The organism is Kitasatospora sp. NPDC004240 (assembly GCF_053603215.1).
The window spans coordinates 1-21,548 of sequence record NZ_JBSGFD010000151.1; the positions used below are offsets into that span (position 1 = coordinate 1).

At 76.2% G+C, this 21,548-nt stretch carries 22 protein-coding genes and 1 pseudogene; 18 read left to right on the top strand and 5 right to left on the bottom strand.

The genetic code is table 11. The features are described from left to right. The first annotated feature begins 1 nt into the window (after position 1). Positions 2-1,183 carry a sulfite oxidase gene (locus ACWEQL_RS30985; RefSeq protein ID WP_452153665.1) on the top strand — a complete coding sequence of 394 codons (1,182 nt, stop codon included), beginning with the start codon at positions 2-4 and terminating at the stop codon, positions 1,181-1,183. Positions 1,184-1,196: 13 nt separating this feature from the next. On the opposite strand, the gene ACWEQL_RS30990 is transcribed toward ACWEQL_RS30985, so the two are convergent. Next, the gene (locus ACWEQL_RS30990; RefSeq protein ID WP_452153666.1) at positions 1,197-1,847 is read right to left on the bottom strand and encodes a TetR/AcrR family transcriptional regulator; all 651 of its coding nucleotides are present in this window, start codon (positions 1,845-1,847) and stop codon (positions 1,197-1,199) included. An 83-nt stretch (positions 1,848-1,930) separates the two neighbouring features. Beyond that, positions 1,931-2,854 (bottom strand): acyl-CoA thioesterase, encoded by a 924-nt coding sequence (locus tag ACWEQL_RS30995; RefSeq protein WP_452153667.1) that lies wholly within the window; start codon positions 2,852-2,854, stop codon positions 1,931-1,933. Positions 2,855-2,952: 98 nt separating this feature from the next. On the opposite strand from ACWEQL_RS30995, the gene ACWEQL_RS31000 reads away from it, so the two are divergent. The 4 genes from ACWEQL_RS31000 to ACWEQL_RS31015 all read left to right on the top strand — a co-directional run bounded on the left by ACWEQL_RS31000 (position 2,953) and on the right by ACWEQL_RS31015 (position 8,143). Continuing rightward, on the top strand, positions 2,953-4,356 hold the full coding sequence (locus ACWEQL_RS31000; RefSeq protein WP_452153668.1) for an SWIM zinc finger family protein: 1,404 nt from the start codon (positions 2,953-2,955) through the stop codon (positions 4,354-4,356). Beyond that, entirely contained in the window at positions 4,353-7,070 is a 2,718-nt protein-coding gene (locus tag ACWEQL_RS31005) for a DUF7824 domain-containing protein (RefSeq protein WP_452153669.1), read from the top strand. Before ACWEQL_RS31000 ends, ACWEQL_RS31005 begins: the two co-directional genes overlap by 4 nt. A 137-nt stretch (positions 7,071-7,207) precedes the next feature. After that, positions 7,208-7,780, top strand: a complete 573-nt coding sequence (locus ACWEQL_RS31010) for a TetR/AcrR family transcriptional regulator (protein WP_452153670.1) — start codon at positions 7,208-7,210, stop codon at positions 7,778-7,780. A 6-nt stretch (positions 7,781-7,786) separates the two neighbouring features. Then, complete coding sequence (locus ACWEQL_RS31015; protein WP_452153671.1) at positions 7,787-8,143, top strand: hypothetical protein; 357 nt, start codon at positions 7,787-7,789, stop codon at positions 8,141-8,143. Positions 8,144-8,155: 12 nt separating this feature from the next. Here ACWEQL_RS31015 and ACWEQL_RS31020 read toward each other — a convergent pair whose 3' ends face one another. The 3 genes from ACWEQL_RS31020 to ACWEQL_RS31030 all read right to left on the bottom strand — a co-directional run bounded on the left by ACWEQL_RS31020 (position 8,156) and on the right by ACWEQL_RS31030 (position 10,697). Continuing rightward, on the bottom strand, positions 8,156-9,337 hold the full coding sequence (locus tag ACWEQL_RS31020; RefSeq protein WP_452153686.1) for an MBL fold metallo-hydrolase: 1,182 nt from the start codon (positions 9,335-9,337) through the stop codon (positions 8,156-8,158). Between the two features lie 303 nt (positions 9,338-9,640). Continuing rightward, entirely contained in the window at positions 9,641-10,093 is a 453-nt protein-coding gene (locus ACWEQL_RS31025; protein ID WP_452153672.1) for a MaoC family dehydratase, read from the bottom strand. Between the two features lie 169 nt (positions 10,094-10,262). Beyond that, positions 10,263-10,697, bottom strand: a complete 435-nt coding sequence (locus tag ACWEQL_RS31030) for a pyridoxamine 5'-phosphate oxidase family protein (protein WP_452153673.1) — start codon at positions 10,695-10,697, stop codon at positions 10,263-10,265. Positions 10,698-10,870: 173 nt separating this feature from the next. Here ACWEQL_RS31030 and ACWEQL_RS31035 point away from each other — a divergent pair, with 173 nt between their 5' ends. The 13 genes and pseudogenes from ACWEQL_RS31035 to ACWEQL_RS31095 all read left to right on the top strand — a co-directional run. Then, positions 10,871-11,710 carry a hypothetical protein gene (locus ACWEQL_RS31035; RefSeq protein WP_452153674.1) on the top strand — a complete coding sequence of 280 codons (840 nt, stop codon included), beginning with the start codon at positions 10,871-10,873 and terminating at the stop codon, positions 11,708-11,710. Positions 11,711-11,910: 200 nt separating this feature from the next. Next, on the top strand, positions 11,911-12,474 hold the full coding sequence (locus ACWEQL_RS31040) for a hypothetical protein (RefSeq protein ID WP_452153675.1): 564 nt from the start codon (positions 11,911-11,913) through the stop codon (positions 12,472-12,474). Next, the gene (locus tag ACWEQL_RS31045) at positions 12,468-13,427 is read left to right on the top strand and encodes a hypothetical protein (protein WP_452153676.1); all 960 of its coding nucleotides are present in this window, start codon (positions 12,468-12,470) and stop codon (positions 13,425-13,427) included. Before ACWEQL_RS31040 ends, ACWEQL_RS31045 begins: the two co-directional genes overlap by 7 nt. Before the next feature lie 88 nt (positions 13,428-13,515). After that, a complete protein-coding gene (locus tag ACWEQL_RS31050; RefSeq protein ID WP_452153677.1) occupies positions 13,516-14,358 on the top strand; it encodes an SAF domain-containing protein in 843 nt (280 codons plus the stop codon). Beyond that, positions 14,358-15,710, top strand: a complete 1,353-nt coding sequence (locus ACWEQL_RS31055) for a hypothetical protein (RefSeq protein ID WP_452153678.1) — start codon at positions 14,358-14,360, stop codon at positions 15,708-15,710. Before ACWEQL_RS31050 ends, ACWEQL_RS31055 begins: the two co-directional genes overlap by 1 nt. Then, positions 15,700-17,274 carry a CpaF family protein gene (locus ACWEQL_RS31060; RefSeq protein WP_452153679.1) on the top strand — a complete coding sequence of 525 codons (1,575 nt, stop codon included), beginning with the start codon at positions 15,700-15,702 and terminating at the stop codon, positions 17,272-17,274. The genes ACWEQL_RS31055 and ACWEQL_RS31060 overlap by 11 nt, the downstream gene beginning before the upstream one ends. Beyond that, complete coding sequence (locus ACWEQL_RS31065) at positions 17,274-18,245, top strand: type II secretion system F family protein (protein WP_452153680.1); 972 nt, start codon at positions 17,274-17,276, stop codon at positions 18,243-18,245. Before ACWEQL_RS31060 ends, ACWEQL_RS31065 begins: the two co-directional genes overlap by 1 nt. Further along, positions 18,242-19,120, top strand: coding sequence for a hypothetical protein (locus ACWEQL_RS31070; protein ID WP_452153681.1), 879 nt, complete (start codon positions 18,242-18,244; stop codon positions 19,118-19,120). The genes ACWEQL_RS31065 and ACWEQL_RS31070 overlap by 4 nt, the downstream gene beginning before the upstream one ends. Before the next feature lie 56 nt (positions 19,121-19,176). Then, the gene (locus ACWEQL_RS31075; RefSeq protein WP_452153682.1) at positions 19,177-19,449 is read left to right on the top strand and encodes a hypothetical protein; all 273 of its coding nucleotides are present in this window, start codon (positions 19,177-19,179) and stop codon (positions 19,447-19,449) included. Between the two features lie 59 nt (positions 19,450-19,508). Next, positions 19,509-19,898, top strand: a complete 390-nt coding sequence (locus tag ACWEQL_RS31080) for a TadE/TadG family type IV pilus assembly protein (RefSeq protein WP_452153683.1) — start codon at positions 19,509-19,511, stop codon at positions 19,896-19,898. An 86-nt stretch (positions 19,899-19,984) separates the two neighbouring features. Then, positions 19,985-20,383 (top strand): pilus assembly protein, encoded by a 399-nt coding sequence (locus ACWEQL_RS31085; RefSeq protein ID WP_452153684.1) that lies wholly within the window; start codon positions 19,985-19,987, stop codon positions 20,381-20,383. Positions 20,384-20,663: 280 nt separating this feature from the next. Continuing rightward, entirely contained in the window at positions 20,664-21,047 is a 384-nt protein-coding gene (locus ACWEQL_RS31090) for a hypothetical protein (RefSeq protein ID WP_452153685.1), read from the top strand. Further along, positions 21,047-21,548: pseudogene (locus ACWEQL_RS31095) on the top strand (hypothetical protein); the annotation flags it as partial. The gene ACWEQL_RS31090 and the pseudogene ACWEQL_RS31095, both read left to right, overlap by 1 nt.

A 21,548-nucleotide genomic window follows, 5' to 3' on the forward strand; every position in this document is an offset into this window, starting at 1 on the left:
GATCAGCGGGGTGGAGGTGTGGTTGCGGACGAAGAACCGCTCGACCGGGATGTGCAGTCCGGTCCGCTCCCCGCCCGTCCCCGGGATCGTCAAGCCGCTGCCCGCCGAGTGGTTCGTGCCGCGCGGCACCAACGCGGAGATGCGCTGGGACGCGCTGCGGGCCGGCGGGGAGCGGACCGGACTGCACATCCCGGTCGAGCGGTTCTTCGTCCGCAACCACACCTCCACCCCGCTGATCGACCCGGAGCGGTGGCGGCTGCGGATCTTCGGCAGCGGTCTGCGCGGCGCCCCGGACGGCCCCGGGGCGGTGGAGTTCGACCTCGACGACCTGCGGCGGCTGCCGAGCACCCGGATCGGCGCGCTGATCGAGTGCGCCGGCAACGGCCGCGGCTTCTACGCCACCCAGCAGCACCAGAGCGTGCCCGGCACCCCGTGGACCCTCGGCGGCGTCGGCTCGGCGCAGTGGCGCGGGGTGCGGCTGGGCGAGGTGCTGCGCCGGGCCGGGCTGACCCGCCGGGCGGTGGACGTGCTGCCGTCCGGCCTCGACCCGGAGTTCGTCACCGGCGGGGTGAACCTGGGCCGGGTGCGCCGCCCGCTGCCGGTCGCCAAGGCACTGGACGACGTGCTGCTGGCGTACGAGATGAACGGCGAGCCGCTGACGCCGGACCACGGCGCTCCGGTGCGGCTGGTGGTCCCGGGCTGGGTGGGGATCGCCTCGATCAAGTGGGTGGGCGCCATCGAGGTGGCCGACGGGCCGCTCTACTCGCCCTGGAACACCGACTTCTACCGGCTGTTCGGCCCCGACCACCCGGCCGGCGGCGGCGAGCCGCTGAGCGCCCAGGTGGTCAAGAGCGCGTTCGAGCTCGGCCGGGGCGCGGTGCTGGAGGCGGGCCGCCGGCACCGGCTGCACGGGCGTTCGTGGTCCGGCGCGGCGGCGGTCCGCCGGGTCGAGGTGAGCACCGACGGCGGGTCGAGCTGGCGGCCCGCCGAGCTGCGGGACACCCCGCGGGCCGACAACTGGACGCGCTGGAGCGTCGACTGGCACCCGGAGGAGCCCGGCCCGTACGAGCTGCGCGCCCGCGCCACCGACCGCCGGGGCAACACCCAGCCGGAGGTGTCGGTGTTCAACCGCGAGGGCTACCTGTTCGACGCCGTGGTGGTGCACCCGGTCACGGTGGCGTGAGACGGGGCGGGGCCTAGATCGTCTGCTGCACCCCGTACGGCGCCGGGTGGGCCGGTTCGTACGGGGTGAGCACCAGGCGGACCACGTCCTCCAGGCGGCGGCGGGCGTCGCCGAGGGTGGTCCGGCCGGTCACCCAGGCGGTCAGCTCGCCCTGCCAGGCGTGGCCGACGATGTGCCGCACCAGGTCGCTGGCGGCCGCCGGGACCTCGGCCATCACCGCCTGGAGGGCGGCGCTGTCGGCGCGGGCCATGCCCTGCAGCGCCTCGCTGGCGAAGGGGTCGGTGGAGGCGGCGACGGCCACCCGCAGCCGGGCGAGCTCGGGCTGGCGCTGGTACGCGCGCATCCCTCCGCGCACGAAGCGCACCACCCGGTCGGTGGCCCCGAGGCAGGCCCGCGGTCCGCGCAGCTCCGCCACCAGGTCGGCGAGCAGCAGCCGGTGCCATTCGGCGATCGCCGCCGCCAGCAAGTGGTCCTTGGAGGAGAAGTAGCGGTACGCCGTCCCCAGGGCGACTCCGGACCGCTCGCAGACCTGCTTCATCTGCAGCCGCTCGACGCCGATCTCGTTCACCAGGGCCAGAGCGGCCGCGATCAGTGATTCGCGGCGTTCCAGCTGTCGCGGAGACATCGCCTCCACCGGCCGTGGTGACAGGTCAACCTTGGTCACCCGCACCATGATACGGCCCGGGGCCGCGCAGGAGTATGACGCCGACCGGCCACCCGTCGTTCACCCGTGTCCGGAAGCGGTGTTCAGCGCGGGCGCACCACCGTCTCGCGCACCAGCGCCTCCTGTACGGCGGAGGCCACCAGCAGGCCGTCCCGGTCGTAGAACTCGCCGAGCGCCAGCCCCCGGCCGTCCGAGGAGGACGGGCTGCGCTGGGCGAACAGCAGCCACTCGTCGGCGCGGAACGGGCGGTGGAACCACATCGCGTGGTCCAGCGAGGCGAGCATCATCCGCGGCGGCTCGGTGCGCTGGAAGTAGTTGGGCTGCACGTGCAGGGCGGCGGTCGAGGCGAGCGTCAGGTCGGACAGGTAGGTGAGCGCGCAGACGTGCAGCAGCGGGTCGTCGCCGGGCAGCGGCGAGCCGGTGCGCAGCCAGACGAACTGCTCGGGCATGCCGGGGACGGCGGGCGGCACCCCGGGGGCGTCGGCCGGGACGAAGCGCAGGTCCAGGGTGCGGAACCCGGCGCTCTGCTGGAAGCCGTCCCGGTCCTCCGGGTCCAGCAGGGCGAAGGCGTCGGGCAGTTCCTCGGGGCCGGGCACCGCGGGCATCGTCCGCTGGCGCTCCGCGCCGGACTCGGGGTGCTTGAAGGAGGCGGAGAGCGTGAAGATCGTGGACCGGCCGCGGTCGCCCTCCTGGACGGCGCAGACCCGGCGGGTGGCGTAGGAGAAGCCGTCGCGGACCCGGTCGACCTCGTAGTGGATCGGCCGGGACGGGTCGCCGGGCAGCAGGAAGTAGCCGTGCAGCGAGTGCACGGTGCGGCCGGGGTCCAGGGTGCGCCCGGCGGCGGTGAGGGCCTGGGCGGCGACCTGTCCGCCGAAGGCCCGCATCGGCGCCCCGGCGTGGCAGCGGCCCCGGAACGTGTTCTCGTCCAGCTGCTCGATCCGCAGCAGTTCGGCGAAGCCGCGCGTCCCGGCCGCCGTCTGTCTGTGCTGTTCGCTCACGTCGGTCACCGGGCCATAGTGGCAGATCAGGTAGAACCTGTTCCAGTCCTGCCCGGTGGACCGGTCGGCCGGACGGCCTGTCAGTCCCCTCGCCTAGCGTGCTGCGCATGTCGCAAGCCGCACACGCGTACGCCTATCTGCGCCCCTCCGCCGTCCTCGACGACGCCGGCGGCCGCCGCCTCGCCCTGGAGACCTCCGGCGGCGCCACCCCGCTCGGGGCGGTCGCCAACCCGCGCTTCTTCGCCGGGTTCCTGACCGACCCGGCGCCGGCCGCCGCCGCGCTGCTCGCCGTCGCCGACGTCGCCGCCGCGCGCTACTACCAGCCCCGGCTGCTCGCCTCGCTGGACCCGGTGGTCACCGCCAACGGCGACCGGCTGCGCTTCGAGTCCTTCTCGGGCTGCTGCGGCGTCTACGCCCGCCTGGACGTGCTCCAGGCGGGGCTGGACGGCGACGAGATCGGCCACGGCACCACCAACGTCGACGTCAACGACCCGCTCCGGGAGGCGCTCACCCGGATCGGCCCCGCCGACCCGCTGCACCTCGCGGTCGGTCCGGACGCCCTGGAGGTCACCACCTTCGACGGCCCGGTCGTGGAGAAGAAGGTGCCGCTGCCCGAGCGCTGGCTGCGCGGCTTCGCCGAGACCCAGGTGACCGCCGCCGGCTTCGACCTGCGCGCCGAGCTGCCCGCCGCCGAGGCCGTCCGCTTCCTGCGCTCCCTGCCGCGCTCCGGCGCCGGCCGCACCGGCGCCCGGACCGTCCAGTGGGTGGTCCCGGCCGGCCGTACGCTGCGCCCGACCACCCGTCCGGTGCCCGGCGCGGTCTGCCTGCCCGGCCCGGAGCGGCTGGTGGCGCTGCAGCGGGTGCTGCGGCACGCCCTCGCGCTACGGGTCTACGGGCCGGTGGCGGGCGACGGCCCGGCGGCCTCGGCCTGGGAGGTGGTGCTGCCCGGGATGCGGCTGACCCTGACCCTGTCGCCGGACGCCTCGCGCGGCTTCTCCGGGGAGGGCGGCGTGCTGGGCGCGCTCGCCACCGGCACGGCCGAGCAGGACGCCGAGCTGGTCGCGGTGCTGCTGGCCTGGGAGCCGCGGATCGAGGTCGCCGAACTGGCCGAGCAGTCCGGGCTGACCCCCGAGCGGGTGCGGGCCGCGCTGACCCGGCTCGGCACCGCCGGCCAGATCGGCTACGACGCGGCGGAGGCCGCGTACTTCCACCGTCAGCTGCCGTACGAGGCGGGCCGGGCCGAGGCGCGCAACCCGCGGCTGCGGGCGGCCCGGGCGCTGGTCGGGGCGGGGGCGGTCCGGCTGGAGGCGGGCGGTTCGCTCGCCACGGTGACGGTGGACGACCACGTCCAGCGGGTGCGCGTGGACGAGGCCGGGCGGCTGAGCTGCACCTGCCTGTGGTGGGCCAAGTACCGGGGCGGGCGCGGGCCCTGCAAGCACGCGCTGGCGACCGGGATGGTCCGGGAGGCCGCGGGCCTCGCGGCGGCGGCGCGGGCGGAGGCGGTCCGATGAGCGGCGGGGACGGGAGCACGGCGGTGGGGACGGGTGCGGGTGCGGTCGGGCTGCTGATGGCCGCCGTCCGGGCCGGGTCCGCGGAGCTGGTGCCGGCGCGGCTGGCCCTGCTCGGCAAGGCGGAGCGGCGGGAGTGCCTGACGGAGCTGAAGGCGCTGCGCAAGCAGCTGCGCTCGGAGTGGTCGCCGGTGTCCTCCCGGCAGCGGCAGGCCGTGCTGGTCGCCGGCACGGGCTGCCACCCCGGGGCGGCGGGCGCCGCGACCTGGATCGCCGGGCGGGACTTCGCGTCTGGCGGCTACCAGCACCCGGCGCTGGTGGAGGTGCTGGAGCAGCAGGACGACGCCTGGCAGATCGAGGTGATCACCCGGCTCGGCGCGCGGGCCGGGACCGGTTGGGCCTGGCCGTACTTCCCGCTGTTCGACCGGGTGGTGCGGCGCACCGGCTGCCCGCTGCCCGACTCCGAGGGCTACGTCGGCGAGTGGCTGCGGCAGCGGATCTGGCACCGCACCTACGTCCCCGACGCGCCGTTCGTCCCGCTGGTGGAGCGGCTGCGGGCGGACCCGCTGACCCCGGCCGTGGTGCCGCGGGTCTTCGGGCTGGCCGAGGCCGGGCTGCTGGACCACCACAGCTCCGCCTCCCCGGAGAGCACCTGGCACCGGGCCGTGGCCACGCTCGCCGCCGAGGGCGTGCTCGACCGCGCGGAGCTGCTCGACGGCTGCCTCGCCCGGCTGCTGCGCGGCGGCCGCCCGGCCGACCAGCGGATCTTCCTGGAGACGCTCACCGCGCTCGCGCCGACGGCCGAGGAGTACGCGGCCCGCGCCCGCGACCTGATGGCCATGCTGGACGGCCTGTCGGTGGTGGCCGGGCACGCCCAGAAGGTGCTCGGCGAGCTGGACGAGGCCGGGGCGGTGGAGCCCGAGCTGCTGTCGGAGGCCTCGGCGACCGTGCTGTTCCGTACCGAGAAGAAGCTGGTCCGGGCCCAGCTGGGCCTGCTGGACAAGGCGGCCCGGCGCTCCCCGGAGCGGGCCGGCGCGGTGGTGCTGGCCGCCGCCGAGGCGTTCGGGCATCCGGACCCCGGGCTCCAGGAGCGCGCGCTCGCCCTGGTGGCGCGGCACCTGCGGAAGGCCGGCGAGGCCGTGCTGCCGGAGCTGCGGTTCGCCGCCGAGGGGCTGAACCCGGCCCACCACGCGCGGGCCGGCGAGCTGCTCGGCGCGCAGGTCGGCGGGGACGGCACCGAGGAGCCCGAGGGCGAGCTGCTGCCGCCGGCGCCGGTGCCGCGCCCGCTGGGGGAGCCGCTCGGCACGCCCGAGGAGGTCGCCGAGGAGCTGTCCGCCCTGCTGGCCGAGGAATCGCCCACGGTGGCGGCCTTCGAGCGGACCCTGGACGGCCTGGTGCGGCACGCCCACCGGGACCGCGCCGCGCTGGCCGAGGCGCTCCGGCCGGTGCTGCGGGTCCACCCGTGGAACCCGGCGCACCGCTGGTGGCAGTGCGGCCCGCGCGACGTGCTGTACGTGGCCACGGCGGCGGCCGGGCTGCTCCCGGTGCGCCACCTGTGGGACGCCCTCACCGGCAGCGGCGGCTCGCCGTTCAACCACGTCACGGTGTACGGCAAGGTGCTGGCGGCCCGGCTGGAGGAGGCCGCCTGGCGGCTGACCGCCGACCGCCCGCCGCTGCTGCTGGCGACCCCCACCGACGCCACCGGCGCGCTGGCGCCGGCCGTCCTGGTCGAGCGGCTGGCCGTGTACGAGGCGGCGGGTGCCCGGCCCGGCGAGGCGGACCTGAACGCGGCGCTGCTGCGGGTCGCGCCGACCGCCGACCCGGCGACCCTGGACACCGTCGGCCGGCTGGCATCGCCCGCCGGGCGCCGGGTGGCGGCCTGGCTGCGCGAGGGCGGGCTGCCGGCCCAGGAGTCGGAGCGGGTGGACTTCGCGCCGACCCGCCCGCGCCGCCCCGGCCGTGATCACACGCGCCTCTGGTGGGAGGACCTGCGCCGGGTCGTCATTGCCCAGCCCGGCATCGGCGAGGGCCCGCAGGGCCCGGCCGGCGAGCGGCTCGACCCGCGCTTCCTGTCCCTGCTGGCGGAATCCCGGCCGAGCGTGGCCCGGGCCCGGATGCACAACGACTGGACCTGGGAGCCCACCGAGCACTGGGCCGCGATGCTGCCCCACCACCGCGAGGAGCTGGCCGCCCGCTGGCTGGACTGGTTCGCCGACGCGGCCGACCGCGACGGGCGCGGCGCCCCGCGGCTGCTGCCGGTGCTCGCCGAGGCCGGCGGCCCGGCCGGGCTCGCGCTGCACCTGGCCCTGGCGTACGGGCTCGGCGCGCGGCACACCGAGGACCGTGCGGCGGCGGTGGACGCGCTGCTGGTGCTGGCCGCGCGCGGCGACCTGGACGGCGCCCTGCTCGGCCGGGAGCTGGCCGAGCTGGTCGGGCTCGGCGCCGTCAAGCCCGCCCGGCTGGGCGCGGCGCTGCGGGCGGCGGCGGACACCGGCGCGTACGGGACGGTCTGGTCGGTGCTGGCCGCCGCCCTGCCCGGGCTGCTGGCGGGCGAGCCGCACCGGGGCCTGGGTGACGTGGTCGCGGTGGCCGTGGACTGCGCCCGGCGCAGCGGGGCGCGCGGGCCGGTCGAGGGGGTCGCCGGGGCGGCGGCGCGGCCGGGGTCGAGCCGGCTGGTGAAGGAGGCGCGGGTGCTGCGGGAGGTGCTGGAGGGCTGATCCCGGGGCCGCCCGGCGGCGCACGGGGGCTGGGGCGTACGGGCTCCGGGCCGTACGGGCGCGGCGGCGTACGGGCCTCGCGGGTTTAGGAACGGTCGTTCTTGACTGACCGTTCCTAAACCCGTACGGTCGTGCCCATGGGAAGACCACGCGCCTTCGACGAGGACGAGGCGATCCAGGCGGCAGCGGGGCTGTTCGCCACCCGGGGGTACGAAGGCACCTCGGTGGACGACCTGGTCACCGGCCTCGGTGTGCACCGGGGCAGCCTCTACAAGGTGTTCGGCAGCAAACGCGGCCTCTACCTGGCCGCGCTGCGCCGTCACCTGGACCACGAGGTCCTGCCGCTCGCCGCCGCGCTCGCCGCCGCCCCCGACCTGCCGGCCGCGCTGGCCGGGGCGGCCGGCGGCTTCGACGGCGGGGCGGCCGCCGGACTGCTGCTGTCCGCGGCCGTCGAACGGGCGGCCGCGGACGAGGAGGTCGCCGCCCTGGTCGAGGAGGGGTTCACCGCCCTCGACCGGGCGATCGGCGCGGTGCCCGGGGCCGGACCGGCCGCCGCGGCGCTCGGCGCCACCGTCCTCGGTCTGCGGCTGCGGGCCCGGGCCGGGGTCGCCGTACCGTCCTCGGCCGTCCTCGCCCTCGCGGGCCGGCCGGCCGTACCCACCGCTGGAACGACGGCCGGGACGTCACCGGCCACCGGACAGGAGAGCTGAGGAAGCATGGCCAGTGTCAGCGTCACCGACTCCACCCTCGTCGTCGAGATCGAGGGACTCGACCGGCTCTGGGCCGTGAAGAGCCGGATCGAGATACCGCTCGGCAACGTCCGCGGCGCCACCCTGGACCCGGGGATCACCCGCGAGTCCAAGGGCGTCAAGGTCGGCGGCACGCACTTCCCCGGCCTGATCACGGCCGGCACCTTCCGCTCCGGCGGCGAGTGGATCTTCTGGGACGTCAGGAACCCGGCGAAGGCCGTGGTGATCGAGCTCGCCGACGAGCGCTACCGCCGCCTGATCGTGGAGGTGGCCGACCCGCGCGCCACCGTCGACCTGGTCGAGACCGCCCGCAGGCGCCCCTGAGGGGCCGGGCGCTCAGACGGTGACCCCGTCGTCCTCGGCGGTCTCGGGGCGGGTGCCCGCCGGGGCGGCCGGGGGCCGGGCCGGGACGCCGTCCGGCACCAGCACGTCCGCGCCGCGGGGCAGCGCGGCCACCGCGCGCCACCACAGGGCGGGCGGCGGCGGGTCGGCCGGTTCGAAGGGCTCGCCCGGGCGGGGCATCGCCGTCCGGGCGCCGAGCGCCCGGGCCGCGGCGACCACCCGCTCGGCGGGCTCCTCCCACGGGTGCGGGGCCAGCTTGAAGGTGCACCAGTGGATCGGCAGCAGCACCCCGCCGCCCACGTCCAGGTGGGCCCGGACGCCCTCCTCGGGGGTCATGTGCACCTCGGGCCAGAACTCGCTGTACGCGCCGACCTGCACCATCGTCGCGTCGAACGGCCCCAGCCGGCGCCCGATCTCGGCGAAGCCCGGGAAGTAGCCGGTGTCCCCGCTGTGGAACAGCCGGTGCCGGGCGCCGGCCACCACCCAGGACGCCCAGAGGAACAGCGAGCTGGTGCGCGGGCCGCGCGAGCAGTAGTGGCGGGCCGGCGTCGCGGTCAGGGTCAGCCCGGCGACCTCGGCCGACTCCCACCAGTCCAGCTCCACGATCCGTCCGGCCGGCACCCCCCAGTGCTCCAGGTGCGCGCCCACCCCGAGCGGGACGGCGAACACCGCGCCGCCGGCGTCGAGCGCGCGCACGGTCGCCATGTCCAGGTGGTCGTAGTGGTCGTGGGAGACCACCACCACGTCCACCGGCCCGAGCTCGCCCAGCGGGACCGGCACCGGGTGCAGCCGCTTGGGCCCGGTCCAGCCGAACGGGGAGCAGCGCTCGCCCCACACCGGGTCGAACAGCACCCGGCGGCCGTCCAGCTCGGCCAGGACGGTGGCGTGGCCCAGCCAGGTCAGCCGCAGTCCGGAGGCCGCGGGCGCGGCCAGCTCGACCGGCCGCAGCCGGTGCAGCGGCACGGCGGCGGTGGGGGCCCGGCGGCGCTTGTCGGCGGCCAGCTGGGCCCGGGTGATCTCCAGCGGGCTGCGCTCGTACACCAGGCGGCGGGTCGGCACGGGGTTGCGGAAGGCGCCGTCGGCGAACTGCGGGGAGCGGTGGATCCGCGCCAGGCGCTCGCCCGTGGGGTCGGCGCCGAAGGCCTCGGTGCGCACCCGGTGCCACGCCGAGCGCATCCGGACGGCGGCCGTGCTTCGTCCCGGGGGGGTGGAGAGCTGCGAGGTCGGGCCGATGACACGGGAGTACCAGGGGCTGGGCACGGCACCTCCAGGGACGGGATTCTTCGGCTACCGGGCATGCCGAGGCGCGTACCCGTCGCCGACGAACCGATGTGGCGAAAGTGGCGGTACGACGACCATCTGGTCGGAGGTTACTCGCAGTGCGACGCCCGGACCTGGTGAGCAGGCCCGGGCGTGCCGTTCGGCGTACGCGGGGCCCGCTCACCAGGTCCGGGTCCGCCGCCGGGTGCGCCGGCCCCGTCAGTGGTAGAAGCGGGTGATCGTCTCGGCGACGCAGTGCGGCTTGGCGCTGGCGGCGCTGGTGATGGTGAACCGCACCACCACCTGCACCCCGCCGGACACCTCGGTGGCGGAGACCAGCTCGGCCGTGGCCCGCACCGCCGTGCCGACCGGGACGGGCGCCGGGAAGCGCACCTTCTCCGAGCCGTAGTTCAGCGCCATCCGCACGCCCTCGACGCTGTAGCACTCCTTGGCCAGCACCGGGATCATCGACAGGGTGAGGTAGCCGTGCGCGATGGTCGAGCCGAACGCGCTCTCCTTGGCCCGCTCCGGGTCCACGTGGATCCACTGGTGGTCGCCGGTGGCCTCGGCGAACAGGTCGATGCGCGACTGCTCGACGGTGTGCCACTCGCTGGTGCCCAGCTCGGTGCCGACGGCGGCGGTCAGGTCGGCGAGGGAGGCGAAGGCGGTCACGGCGTGCTCCTGGGGCGTCGGGGACTCGGGCAGAGGCAGAGTATGCCTACCCGCCGGTCACCACGGGAGGGGGCACGGCAGCGCGGAGGCCGTCCGGCGGCGCGGCGCGGGCCGCCCGGGGAGGGGCGGCCCGGTACGCCGGCGCGGGGCAGGAGTGCCGTGGGCCGGGTCAGGAGTGCTGCGGCGCCGCACGGCCGACCGGGAACAGCCGGCGGCCGCTGACCAGCTCCGGCACCAGGGCGACGAACATCGGGTCCGGATCGCCCACCCACGGGCGCAGCCCGGAGCGCAGCGCCCGCCGGTACTGCTCGGCGTCGCGCACCACGTCCGCCCGGCCGTGCACCAGCACGCTCCAGCCGGTCCGGGTCACCGGGTCCAGCAGGTCGGCCTGGAAGGCGACCACCGTGCCGTCCAGCGCCCGGGAGGTGGTGCTGCCCCGGCGGACCGCCAGCAGCAGCCGCCCGTCCGGCGCCACCTCGAAGGACACCGGCAGCACCGCCGGCAGGGCGTGCTCGGTGTACACCACGCGCCCGACGGGCACGGTGCTGAGCAGCCGGAGGCACTCGGCCTCGCCGAGGGGCTCCACACGGTCGTCACGGTCCATACGTCCGATCGTGCCGTCCCGGCGGGCGGGCCGATAGGGCCCAACGTCCCTGCGCGGGAGGCCGGGAGCCCCGTCCGGGGTGCCTCCGGGCGGTAGCCTGCCCGCGGGCCCGCCACGGGCCGCGGTGGCACGGAGCGGCGGTCCCGGTGCCGGGGCCGGCCAGGAGGGGGCGGGTGCGGATGGTCAGCGGGGTCGATCTGGTGGTGATCGGCGCGGACGGCGGGCCCGACCGGGGCTTCGGCGGCTCGGCGCTCGCGGGGGACGGCGCCCGGCTGCTGGCCGAGGTGCTGCCCGGGATGTGCTTCGACGCCGGGGCGGCCGGCTGCCGGGTGACCGTGGTCCCGTCCGACGCGGACGCCAACACCATGCTCACGGTCGTCCGCGAGGCCGCCCGCACACCGGGGCGGTGGCTGGTGGTCTGCCTGCTCGGCCAGCTGGTGGCCGACCCGCGCGGCCGCCGGCTCGCCCTGGTCACCGGCGGCTCCACCGCCGACAACGCCTACCGGCGCGGGCTCGCCTGGGACTGGGTGGTCAGCGCGATGGTCCACGGCGACCAGGAGGAGTGCCTGCTGCTGGTGGACACGGTCGCCGATCGCGACACCTGGGCCGCGCTGGAGCGGGGCGGGGGCGAGGACGGCGCCGGCGAGCTGCTCAGCTACTCGCGCGTCCCGCTGTGGGGCCGGGTCGGGAGGTACACCGCCGGCAGACGCGGGCGGGACGCCGTCCTGCCGGGCGGCGAGGGGTCGTTCAGCCGGGCGCTGGCCGAGGTGCTCCGGCTGGGGGTCCCGGGCGCCCCGGCGGCGGTCGGCCCGCCGGAGCTCCAGCCCGCCGTGGCCGCGGCCTGCGCCGACGGGGAGACCGGCGCGCGCCTGCTCGTACCGCCGCAGGGCGGGCGCCTGTTGATGCGCAATCGCGCCGCCGTCCGGGGTGCATTGGCCGGATTGTCGCTTTCTGAAGAACTGTTGGCCGTTCTGTGGCGGGAAAGTGCCCCGACGGATCCGCCTTCCGCGTAAGGTCAGGGGGCCCGGGGTGTTGCCGAGCGGGTCGGGGTTGGCGAAGAATCGATGCCCGGCACGGCAGTACGGGCGGGGCGGCGGATATTTCTGACGACCACAGCCCACGAACGGGTCGGTCGCGACGAGGTGGGGCGATGCGGCAGCGCGGAAATGTGGTGCGCCCTGGGGCGGTTGGGGCCGGCGGGGCGGTATTGGCGATGCTGTTCCTGAGCGCCTGCTCCGCCGGTGACGGCGGTTCCTCCGTGGACCGGCTGGGAAGCGCCGCGCCCGGCGTTCCCGGGGTGGGGGCGCCCGCCGTTCCGGGCGGTTCCGCCGGAGGCGGCACGGTACCCGCCGACGGGCCCGAAGGGGCCGCCGGGCGTGTGGTCCTGGCCACCTATCAGGACTGGTGGAAGGCGCAGACGGAGGCCTTCGGCCGGCCCGATTCGGACGGCGGCGCGCTGGAGACGTACTCCTCCGGGAATGCCCTGCGCGGATCGCTCGTCAATCTGAGGCAGCTTCATGACTCCCATCTGGTGATGATCGGGTCTCCACGGAATTCCCCGGTGCTGAAGGCACTTGATCTGAAGGCGGATCCACGGACCGCGGTGATCGAGGACTGCCTCGATGTCAGCGGTTGGCACCAGGCCGATGCCACCACGCGTGCGGTAAAGGACCCGGAGAAGCGGCTGACGCGCTACATCGTGACCGCTTCACTGCGAATGTTCGAAGCTCGTTGGCTGATCTACGACTTCAAGCGGGAGGTGGACCGGACGTGCTGAAACCGATGGCGCGAATCCCGGTGCGTACGGCGTTGTTGGTCGCGATGGTGCTTTCCCCGGCCGTGCCCGCGGTGGCGGCGGACGGGCCGAACCCCGCGCCCACCGCGACCGGCGAGGTGAACCACTGCCGGATGACCGACATCTGCATCGAGACCGGCGAGACCGGCACCAGACCCGGCACGGGCGGCGGTGGCGGAGGGGGCGGTGGCGGCGGGGTCCAGCTCTGCAGCTGGAACGGCAAGGAGTGGCCCTGCCACGACCCCGAGGTCGGCTGGTTCAGCAACGCCACCGGCTGCTACTACAAGCGGCTGGATCCGCAGCCGGGCGCCGACGACCCCGCCTGGGGCGGCCACCGGCCCACGGACGGCTCGGTCTACGAGGTCAACTGCCGCAACACGGCGGACGGGATCAGCGCCCCCGAGCTGCAGTTCTTCGCCGCCGCCCCGGCCGGCCCGCCGCCGGACGACCCGGTGGCCCTGGCCAGGAAGGCCAAGGGCGAGATCAACTTCCCGAAGCCGGTGCCGGTCACCGCGCCGAGCGGCACCCTGGTCGTGAGCGTGCCGGTCTGGCTCTGGCTCGACCAGCGCGGCGGCCCCACCGTGCCCGCCCCGAGGACCGTCCACGGCAACACCATCGCGGTGACCGCCACCCCCAAGCTGATCGACGTGGTCTGGGACCTCGACCTCGGCGGCGGCCGCACCGTCACCTGCCACACGCCCGGCACGCCGTACGAGGCCAAGTACGGCGCCGCCAGGTCGCCCGACTGCGGCTACGTCTTCACCACGGGCTCGGCGACCAAGCGGGACGGCGTCTTCTCCGGGAGCGTCACCGTGCACTGGCGGATCGACTCGACCGTCTCCGGCGGCAGCGGCAACCAGCCCATCGGGCCGCTCTTCCAGAGCGCGACCACCGACTTCCAGCTGAAGGTGGCCGAGGTGCAGGTCCTCAACTGACCGTCCGTCACCGACCCGGCGGCGGGCCCGGACCGGCCGCCACCGACCCCAGAACCCGTCCTGACCACACGTGAGAGGCCCTGACCCGGTGGAGATCCGTACGAACAAGATGCCGGGGACCGCCGTGCCCGAGCAGGGCCGTGCGACACCGGTCACCCCGGGGCGGACCCTGCGGGCCAGGCGGCGGCGCCCGGCCGTGCTGGCGATGTCGGTGGCGCTGATAGCCGCCGGCGGGCTGGGCGGCGCGGTGCTCTACAACAGCACCGGGCAGCGGGTGGCCGTGCTGGCCCTGGCCCGCGACGTGCCGTTCGGACAGGTGCTCACCGACGCCGACCTGGCGGTGGTGCGGATCGCGACCGACCCGGGGCTCAAACCGCTGGCCGCCGCCGACCGCAACGGCGTGGTCGGGATGCGCGCCAGCACCGACCTGCGGCGCGGGGCGCTGCTGCTCAAGGCCGACGTCGCCCAGGCCCTCACCGTGCAGCCGGGCCAGCTGGTGGTCGGCGTCTACGCCAAGCGCCAGCAGCTGCCGGCGACCAGGCTGCAGGCCGGGGCGCAGGTCGTGGTGGTCTACACGCCCGACGGCAACGGCGCGCGGCCGGAGTCGCTGGGCGCGGTGGTCACCACGGTCGGCAAGGTCGACACCGACGGCAGCCAGGTGGTGGACGTGGCGGTGCCGGAGGCGGACGCGCAGCGGCTGGCCTCCTGGGTGGCGAGCGGACGGATCCAGGTCGTGCTGGCCCCGCGCGGGGTGGCCGGGGGCGCGGCCCCCGGCGGTGCGGCGCCGGGCGCGGGTACGGCGGGCACGGCCCCGGCGGGCACCCCGGGCGCCACGCCCGGTGCCCCGGCGGCCTCCGGCGTGCCGGGCGTTCCCGGCGGTCCGGCGGCGGGTGCCCCGAACCCGTCGCCGAGCAGGGCGGGTGGTGCCTGATGGCGGTGATCGCGGTCGTCGGCGGCCCCGGGGCGCCCGGGGCCACCACCGCCGCCCTGGCGCTGCTGCTGGCCTGGCCGCTGCAGCCGGGGCGCCGGATCATGCTGGTCGAGTGCGACCCGGACGGCGGCGCGGTGCTCGCCGGCGCCCTGGAGGGCCGGGTCGAGGCGGTGTACGGGCTGCGCAACCTCGCGGTCGCCGACCGGCGCGGGCTGCTCGGCGAGACGCTGTGGGAGCAGCTGATCGACCTCTCCCCGGACGGCAACGCCGAGCGGCTGCTGCTGCCCGGCCTCACCGACCCCACCCAGGCCCCCGGCCTCGCCTACACCTGGGAGCCCCTGGTCGAGGTGCTGCACGGGCTGGAGCCGCAGGGCTACGACGTGATCCTGGACCTCGGGCGCTCCGGCGCGACCGGCTCCAGCGCGGTGCTGGCCCGCCGCGCCGACGTGGTCGCCGCCACCGTGCGCACCACCCTGCGCGGGCTGAGCTCGGCCCGGCCCCGGCTGACCGCGCTCACCGAGGACCTCGCGGCGGCCGGCACCGGACCGGACGCGCTCGGCCTGCTGCTGGTCGCCGAGGGGCCGTACTCGGGGGCGGAGGTCTCCCGGGAGTTCGCGCTGCCGGTGCTCGGCACCCTGCCGTACGCGACCCGCACCGCCCGGGTGCTCTCCGACGGCGGGGACATCACCGACCGCCGCTTCATCCGCTCCGAGCTGATGCGCACCGCGCGCTCGGCGGCGGACGAGGCGCAGTCGCTGGTCCGCCGGCGGCGGCAGCGGCTCGCCCCGGCGGCGATCCCGGCGGACCACCGACTCCCGGCAGGGGATGCGCGGCCGGCCGTCGGGCAGCCGTACCCGGGTCCGCAACAGCAGTACGGCCAGCAGCAGTCCGGCCCGCAGCAGGGCGGCCAGCCCTACGGGGGCGGGGGCGCGCAGTGGAACGGTCAGCCGTACGGCGGGCAGCCGGTGAACGGCCATCAGTACGCCGGCGGGCCCTCGGCGCCGCAACCGGTGCCGCCGCAACCCGTGCCGCCGCAGCCGGTGATCGTCACCGGGCCGGTCGCGCCGCTCGCCGGGCTGGCGCCGCAGCCGGCCGCGCCCGCGCCGTTCCCGGCCCACGCGCAGGGGGACCACGTGCAGCCGGGGTACGTGCAGCCGGGGTACGTCCAGCCCGGTCCGGTCCAGCCCGGGTATGTGCAGCCCGGGTACGTGCAGCCGGGGCCGGTCCGGCCGTACGGGACCGGCGGTCCGGACGACCGGACGCCTCCGCAGGACCAGACCCAGCCGCAACCCCAGGGCCAGGACCGGCGACCGGGCCACGCCGCCCACGGGGAGGTGCTCCGTGCGCGGTAGCCCGCTGTACGAACGTCCGGCGGCCGACCCGGCCGCGCTGCCGTGGACCACCCCGGCCGCCCCGGCCCCGGCGGCGCCCGGCGCCGGTGTGCCCGGCGTCAACGGCTCCGGAGCCGCCACGCCCACCGCCGTGCCCTCCGTGCTGCCCACGCCGGCCGTGCGCGCCGCCGGCACCCGGCCGGCCGTGGACCCGCAGGTCGCCCGGGAGCTCAAGCGCCAGGTCGCGGCCGAACTCCACCAGCAGATCACCCGGTTGACCTCTGCCTCCGGCACCGAGCCGGACGGCGCCACCCGCCGCCAGCGCGGCCGGGCGCTGATCGAGGAGGCCGTCGCCCGCTGGTCCGACGCCTACGCGCAGACCCACGGCATCCCGCCCACCCGCGAGGAGGACCGCGCGCTCGCCGAGGCCGTCTTTGACCTGCTGTTCCGCGCGGGCCGCCTCCAGCCGTACCTCGACGACCCGGAGATCGAGAACATCCTGATCAACGGCTGCGACGACGTCTGGATCTCCCGGGTGCACCAACCGCTGCGCCAGGTCCCGCCGGTGGCCGACAGCGACGCCGAACTCGTCGAACTGCTCCAGGACCTCGCCCGCCAGCACGGCGGCGGCGAGCGCAGCCTCTCCACCGCCAGCCCGACCCTGGCGCTGCGACTGGAGGGCGGCATGCGCCTCCAGGCGATGACCGAGGTCACCCCGCGCCCGTACGTGGCGATCCGCCGCCACCGGGTGGCTTCCGCGACGCTGTCCGAGATGGTCGGGCTCGGCACCCTGGACTCCACCCTGGCGGCCTTCCTGGCCGCCGCGATCCGGGCCCGGAAGAACGTGATGATCACCGGCACCCAGGGCGTCGGCAAGACCAGCCTGCTGCGCGCGATGGCCGCCGAGATCCCGCCGGACGAGCGGGTCGGCACCCTGGAGTCGGAGTTCGAGCTCTGGCTGCACACCCTGGGCCACCTGCGCCAGGTCGTCCCGATGGAGGCCCGCGAGGGCAACGGCGAGCGCGTCGACGGCCGGATCGCCGGCGAGCTGACGATCGGCGACCTGATCCCGGCCGCGCTGCGGATGACCCTCTCCCGGATCATCGTCGGCGAGGTCCGCTCCGGCGAGGTCGTCCCGATGCTGCGCGTCATGACCAACGGCGAGGGCGGCTCGATGTGCACCCTGCACGCGCGCGGCCCGCACATGGTGGTCGACCGCATCGCCGAGCTCTGCCTGGAGTACGGCTCCCACATGACCGACGCGCTCGCCTACCGGCTCACCGCCAACGCGGTGGACCTGATCGTGCACGTCGCCATGGTCGACGAGACGGCGGTCGGCGGCCGGCGCCACCGCTTCGTCTCGCACGTCCTGGAGGTCGCCGGCCTCGGCGAGCACGGCCGCCCCGCGCTCAACACGGTCTTCGGGCCGCGCCCCGACCTGGGCGAGCCGCGGGCCGTCCCGCACACCCCGCCGAACTGCCTGGACGACCTGCGCCGGGCCGGCTTCGACGCCTCGCTGCTCGGCTCCCGGTACGGCAGCTGGTCCGGCCCGCTGCACCTGCGGATCGGCGGTGGCGCCCGGTGATGCTGCTCTACGTGCTGGCCGGGCTCGCGCTCGCCGGCGGTCTGGTGGCCCTGGTCACCTGGGCGCTCGGCGGCGAGGAGAGCGAGGACGAGGAGCCGGCCAACCCGCTCGGCGGCCGGCTCCACACGCTCTGGTACGGCGCGCCCGGCACCGCCTCGGCCCGGGTGGTCCGGCTGCGCCGGGTGCAGCTGCCGCTCGCGCTCATCGGCGCGCCGCTGGCCTGGCTGTTCACCGCGATCCCGCTCACCGCGCTGCTGGTGCCGCTCGGGGTGTTCGGCCTGCCCTGGCTGTTCGACACCACCCGCTCCGACACCCACCGCATCGAACGGCTGGAGGCGCTCTCCGAGTGGACCCAGCGCATCGCGGACGTGCTGCTGCTCGGCGTCGGCCTCAACCAGGCCATCGTGACCAGCCGCCGCACCGCGCCGGTCGCCCTGGAGGCCGAGATCGGCGAGCTCGCCGCCCGGATGCAGGCCCGCTGGCGGCCCGACGACGCGCTGCGGGCCTTCGCCGACAGCCTCGCCGACGCCACCGCCGACAAGGTGCTCGCCGCGCTGCTGCTGCGCGCCGGCGACAGCGGCCCGGGCCTGGCGCGGGCGCTGTCCGACATGGCCGAGTCGGTGCGCGAGGAGGTCCGCCAGCGCCGCACCATCGAGGCGGACCGCGCCAAGCACCGCACCACCATCCGCTGGCTGGTGGGCATCATCACCCTGGTCGTGGTGATCGGCTCGTTCAACACCGGCTACACCGCGCCGTACAGCACCGTGCTCGGGCAGATCGTGCTGGCGGTGATCGCCGCGCTGTTCGTGGCGGTGATCGCCTGGATGCGGGCGCTCGCCTCGCACCCGCCCGTACCGCGGCTGCTGGAGCCCGACCGGCGCAGCCGCACCTCGCGCGGACGCGCCGTGCGCAGGGATCCGTCCGAGGAGGGCGCCGAGGCGTCCGACCCGATGTCCGGGGAGGTCCGATGATCTCGCCGTGGCCCGTGCTGGCCGGCGCCCTCGCCGCCGGCGGCCTCGCCTGGCTGATCTCCGAACTGCGGCCCGCGCCGCCCGACCTGGGCCAGGCGCTGGACCGGCTGCACCGCACCCCGAGCGGGCGCGAGCCGGACCCGGACGAGCGGCCGCGCTGGTTCGACCGGGTCGGCGAGCAGTCGCTGGGCCTGCGCGGGGTGCGCATCCCGCACCGGGAGCTGTCGCTGATCGGGCGCAGCCCGGCCCGGTTCATGGCGCACAAGCTGCTGTTCGCCGTGATCGGGCTGATGCTGCCCGCCTACCTGACCGTGGTGGCGCTGCTGATCGAGGTCGACCTGCCGGTGGCGCTGCCGCTGGTGGTCGGGCCGGTGCTCGCCGCCCTGCTCTGGTTCGTCCCGGACGGCATCGTGCGCGGTGAGGCCAAGGAGGCCCGCACCGAGTACCTGCACGGCATCGCCGCCTACCTGGAGCTCGTCGCGATGGAGCGGGCCGCCGACTGCGGCCCGGCCGAGGCCCTGCGGCGCGCCGCCTCGGTGGGGCGCGGCACGGTCTTCCGGCGGATCCGGGACTCCCTGGAGCGGGCCGAGACCGACCGGCTGCCGCCCTGGGACGGCCTGGAGACGCTGGCCGCCGAGCTGGGCCTGACCCCCCTGCAGGACGTCGCCGACATCATGCGGCTGTCCGGCACCGACGGCGCCGCCGTGTACGACACGCTGCGCGCCCGGGCCAAGGGCCTGCGCGGGGAACTGCTCGCCGAGGACCTCGCGCGGGCCAACACCGACAGCGAACGCATGGTCGCGCCCGGGGCCGCCCTCACCCTGCTGATGACCGTGCTGATCATCTTCCCCGCGCTCCACCAGATGCTCAACTGAGCGTCGTCCCCGTCCAGAGCGGTTCCCGCGTCCTCACCACACCCCTGGAGTCCACGATGGTCCCCCGCCTCGCACCCCTGGTCGGCCGACTGCTGCGGCCGACCCTGTTGCCCGTCCAGTTCGCCGTGCTGCTGCTGACCCTGCGGCTCGGCCGGCTGCGCGCCGCCCGCGCCCGCGGCGACCGCGGCGCCATCAGCATCGAACTCGCCCTGGCGATCATCGCCCTGGTCGTGGTGGCCGGCGCGGTGGTGGCCGCGATCGTCGCGCTGAAGAACCGCGTCGTCAGCAAGGTCGAGGAGCAGGCCCCGGGCGGATCGGTCGCCACGTGAGTTGTCGACCCCGTCGGCGTGCGGACGGTTCCGCCCGCCGTCCCGGCGACCGGGGGGCGATGAGCCTGAGCCTGGCCATCGTCTTCCCGGTCGTGATCGGCCTCGTCCTGCTGGTCGTCCAGGCCTCCATGTGGTGGTACGCCCGGCAGGTCGCGCTCACCGCCGCCCGCGAGGGCGTGGACAGCGGGCGGGTGCAGGGGCGCGATCTGACCGACCAGCAGAAGAACGAGGCCGCCAAGCGGCAGGCCGAGGACTTCATGCGGCGGGAGGGCGTCGACGAGGTCGAGGACTACAGCGTCAGCACGGCCGGCAGCACCGCCGAGGTGATCAGGGTCAGCGTCCGGGTGACCCCGCACTTCCTGCTGCCGCTGCTGCCCCATCCGGAGATCGAGCAGCACGCGCAGGCGCCGCGCGAGCGGTTCGTCGCACCGCCGGGGAGCGGCTCATGAGGCCGGGGTCCGCCGGCGTGCGCCGGCCCTTCGCACGCCGGCCCTTCGCACGCCGGCCCTACGCGCGGCGCCGGGACGGTGGCGGGGTGGCGATCGAGGCGGCGATCGTCGCCCCGGGCGTGGTCGGCCTGGTGCTGGCCGCCGTGATGGCCGGCCGGGTGCAGACCACGGCCGGCACGGTGGAGGCGGCGGCCCGGTCCGCGGCCCGGACTGCCTCGCTGGCCCGCAGCGTGGACGGCATGCCGCAGCTCGCCAGGGACACCGCCCTCACCACGCTGCGGCAGCAGGGGGTCAGCTGCCGTGACCTGGAGGTCAAGCTGGAGCACGGCGAACTGACCACCCCCGCGGGTCAACTGGCCACCGTCAAGGTGACGGTGCGCTGCGGGGTGGCGCTGGGGGACCTGCTGGCCGGGCCGAGCACCCCGTGGACGAAGACCGTGGTCGGCGACTTCACCTCGGTGGTCGACCGCTACCGGGGCGCCTGATGGAGTGCGCCGGGTGCCCCCGTTCGGGCCCCGGGCGGGGATTGGCGGCTCGCCGCGCGGGGGAGACGCATGCGGGGGAGTGGCAGTCTGGCGGCGTGCTTACGCCGGTGGGGAGTTGAAGGTGCGGGAGGGGGGCGTGATGTCGCTCGGAACATCGCGCGGGGCGCGGCCGGCGGAGCAGCGGCCGGTGGGGCGGCCGTCGGGCCGGCGGTGGGCGGTTCGTCCGCCGGGCCGTGGGCGGCGCGGGCGCGGTGGTGACCGCGGGGCGGTCTCGATCTTCGTGGCGCTCTGCGCGACGGCCCTGGTGTTCGTGATCGCCCTGGTCGTCGACGCCGGCGGCCGGCTGCGCATGGTCGAGCGGACCGACGGGCGGGCCCAGGAGGCCGCCCGGGTCGCCGGCCAGCAGCTCGACGAGGCCGCCGTGCTGCGCGGCGAGGGCTACTCGGTCAAGCGGGACTACGCCCTGCGGGCCGCCAACAGCTACCTCGCCCTCTACGGACTCGGCGCCAAGGAGGTCGAGTTCTCGGCGGACGGCGGGGCGGTCACCATCACGGTGGAGGACGCCTACCGGCCCGCCCTGCTGGGCGTACTCGGGGATCGCAAGGTCAGGGGCAAGGGCAGCGCGACCCTTGTCCACGGAGTCAAGAAGGCGGAGACGGACTGATGGCCGCGCCACGTGTCAAGGAGCAGACCAGGGCGGGGAGTTCGGCCGGTGGCCCGGCCCACGCGCGCGGCGGGCGGGCCCCGGTGCCCCTTCGTCCGCGCCGCCGCGGCCGAATGGGGGCCCTGGTCACCGCGCTCGGCGCGCTGCTCACCCTGCTCGCCCTGCTGGTCGGTGTGCCCGCCCTGCTGCTGTACGGGACGCAGGCCGTCGCCGGGATGGGCGAGGTCGCGCCGGACGGTCTCGGCGAACTGCTGACCAGCCCCGACGACGGTCGGCTGTTCCTCTGGCTGCTGGTCGCGGTCGGCTGGCTGGGCTGGGCCTGCTTCGCCCTGTCGGTCCTGTTGGAGATCCCGGCGCAGTTGCGCGGGCGGATCGCCCGGCGGATCCCCGCGTTCGGCTGGAGCCAGCGGCTGGCCGCCGGTCTGGTCGGCTCGGTGCTCGCCCTGCTGCCGGTCGCCGGTTCGGCCTTCGCGGCCGTCCCCGACCGGGCGCCGGCCGCCG

What these genes read in the sequence shown, in the direction of transcription:
- ACWEQL_RS31000 (WP_452153668.1), top strand. Translation starts at nt 2,953, where the DNA reads ATGTCGCAAGCCGCACACGCGTACGCCTATCTGCGCCCCTCCGCCGTC.
- ACWEQL_RS31005 (WP_452153669.1), top strand. Translation starts at nt 4,353, where the DNA reads ATGAGCGGCGGGGACGGGAGCACGGCGGTGGGGACGGGTGCGGGTGCG.
- ACWEQL_RS31010 (WP_452153670.1), top strand. Translation starts at nt 7,208, where the DNA reads ATGGGAAGACCACGCGCCTTCGACGAGGACGAGGCGATCCAGGCGGCA.
- ACWEQL_RS31015 (WP_452153671.1), top strand. Translation starts at nt 7,787, where the DNA reads ATGGCCAGTGTCAGCGTCACCGACTCCACCCTCGTCGTCGAGATCGAG.
- ACWEQL_RS31020 (WP_452153686.1), bottom strand. Translation starts at nt 9,337, where the DNA reads ATGCGCTCGGCGTGGCACCGGGTGCGCACCGAGGCCTTCGGCGCCGAC.
- ACWEQL_RS31030 (WP_452153673.1), bottom strand. Translation starts at nt 10,697, where the DNA reads ATGGACCGTGACGACCGTGTGGAGCCCCTCGGCGAGGCCGAGTGCCTC.
- ACWEQL_RS31040 (WP_452153675.1), top strand. Translation starts at nt 11,911, where the DNA reads ATGCTGTTCCTGAGCGCCTGCTCCGCCGGTGACGGCGGTTCCTCCGTG.
- ACWEQL_RS31055 (WP_452153678.1), top strand. Translation starts at nt 14,358, where the DNA reads ATGGCGGTGATCGCGGTCGTCGGCGGCCCCGGGGCGCCCGGGGCCACC.
- ACWEQL_RS31065 (WP_452153680.1), top strand. Translation starts at nt 17,274, where the DNA reads ATGCTGCTCTACGTGCTGGCCGGGCTCGCGCTCGCCGGCGGTCTGGTG.
- ACWEQL_RS31070 (WP_452153681.1), top strand. Translation starts at nt 18,242, where the DNA reads ATGATCTCGCCGTGGCCCGTGCTGGCCGGCGCCCTCGCCGCCGGCGGC.
- ACWEQL_RS31075 (WP_452153682.1), top strand. Translation starts at nt 19,177, where the DNA reads ATGGTCCCCCGCCTCGCACCCCTGGTCGGCCGACTGCTGCGGCCGACC.
- ACWEQL_RS31080 (WP_452153683.1), top strand. Translation starts at nt 19,509, where the DNA reads ATGAGCCTGAGCCTGGCCATCGTCTTCCCGGTCGTGATCGGCCTCGTC.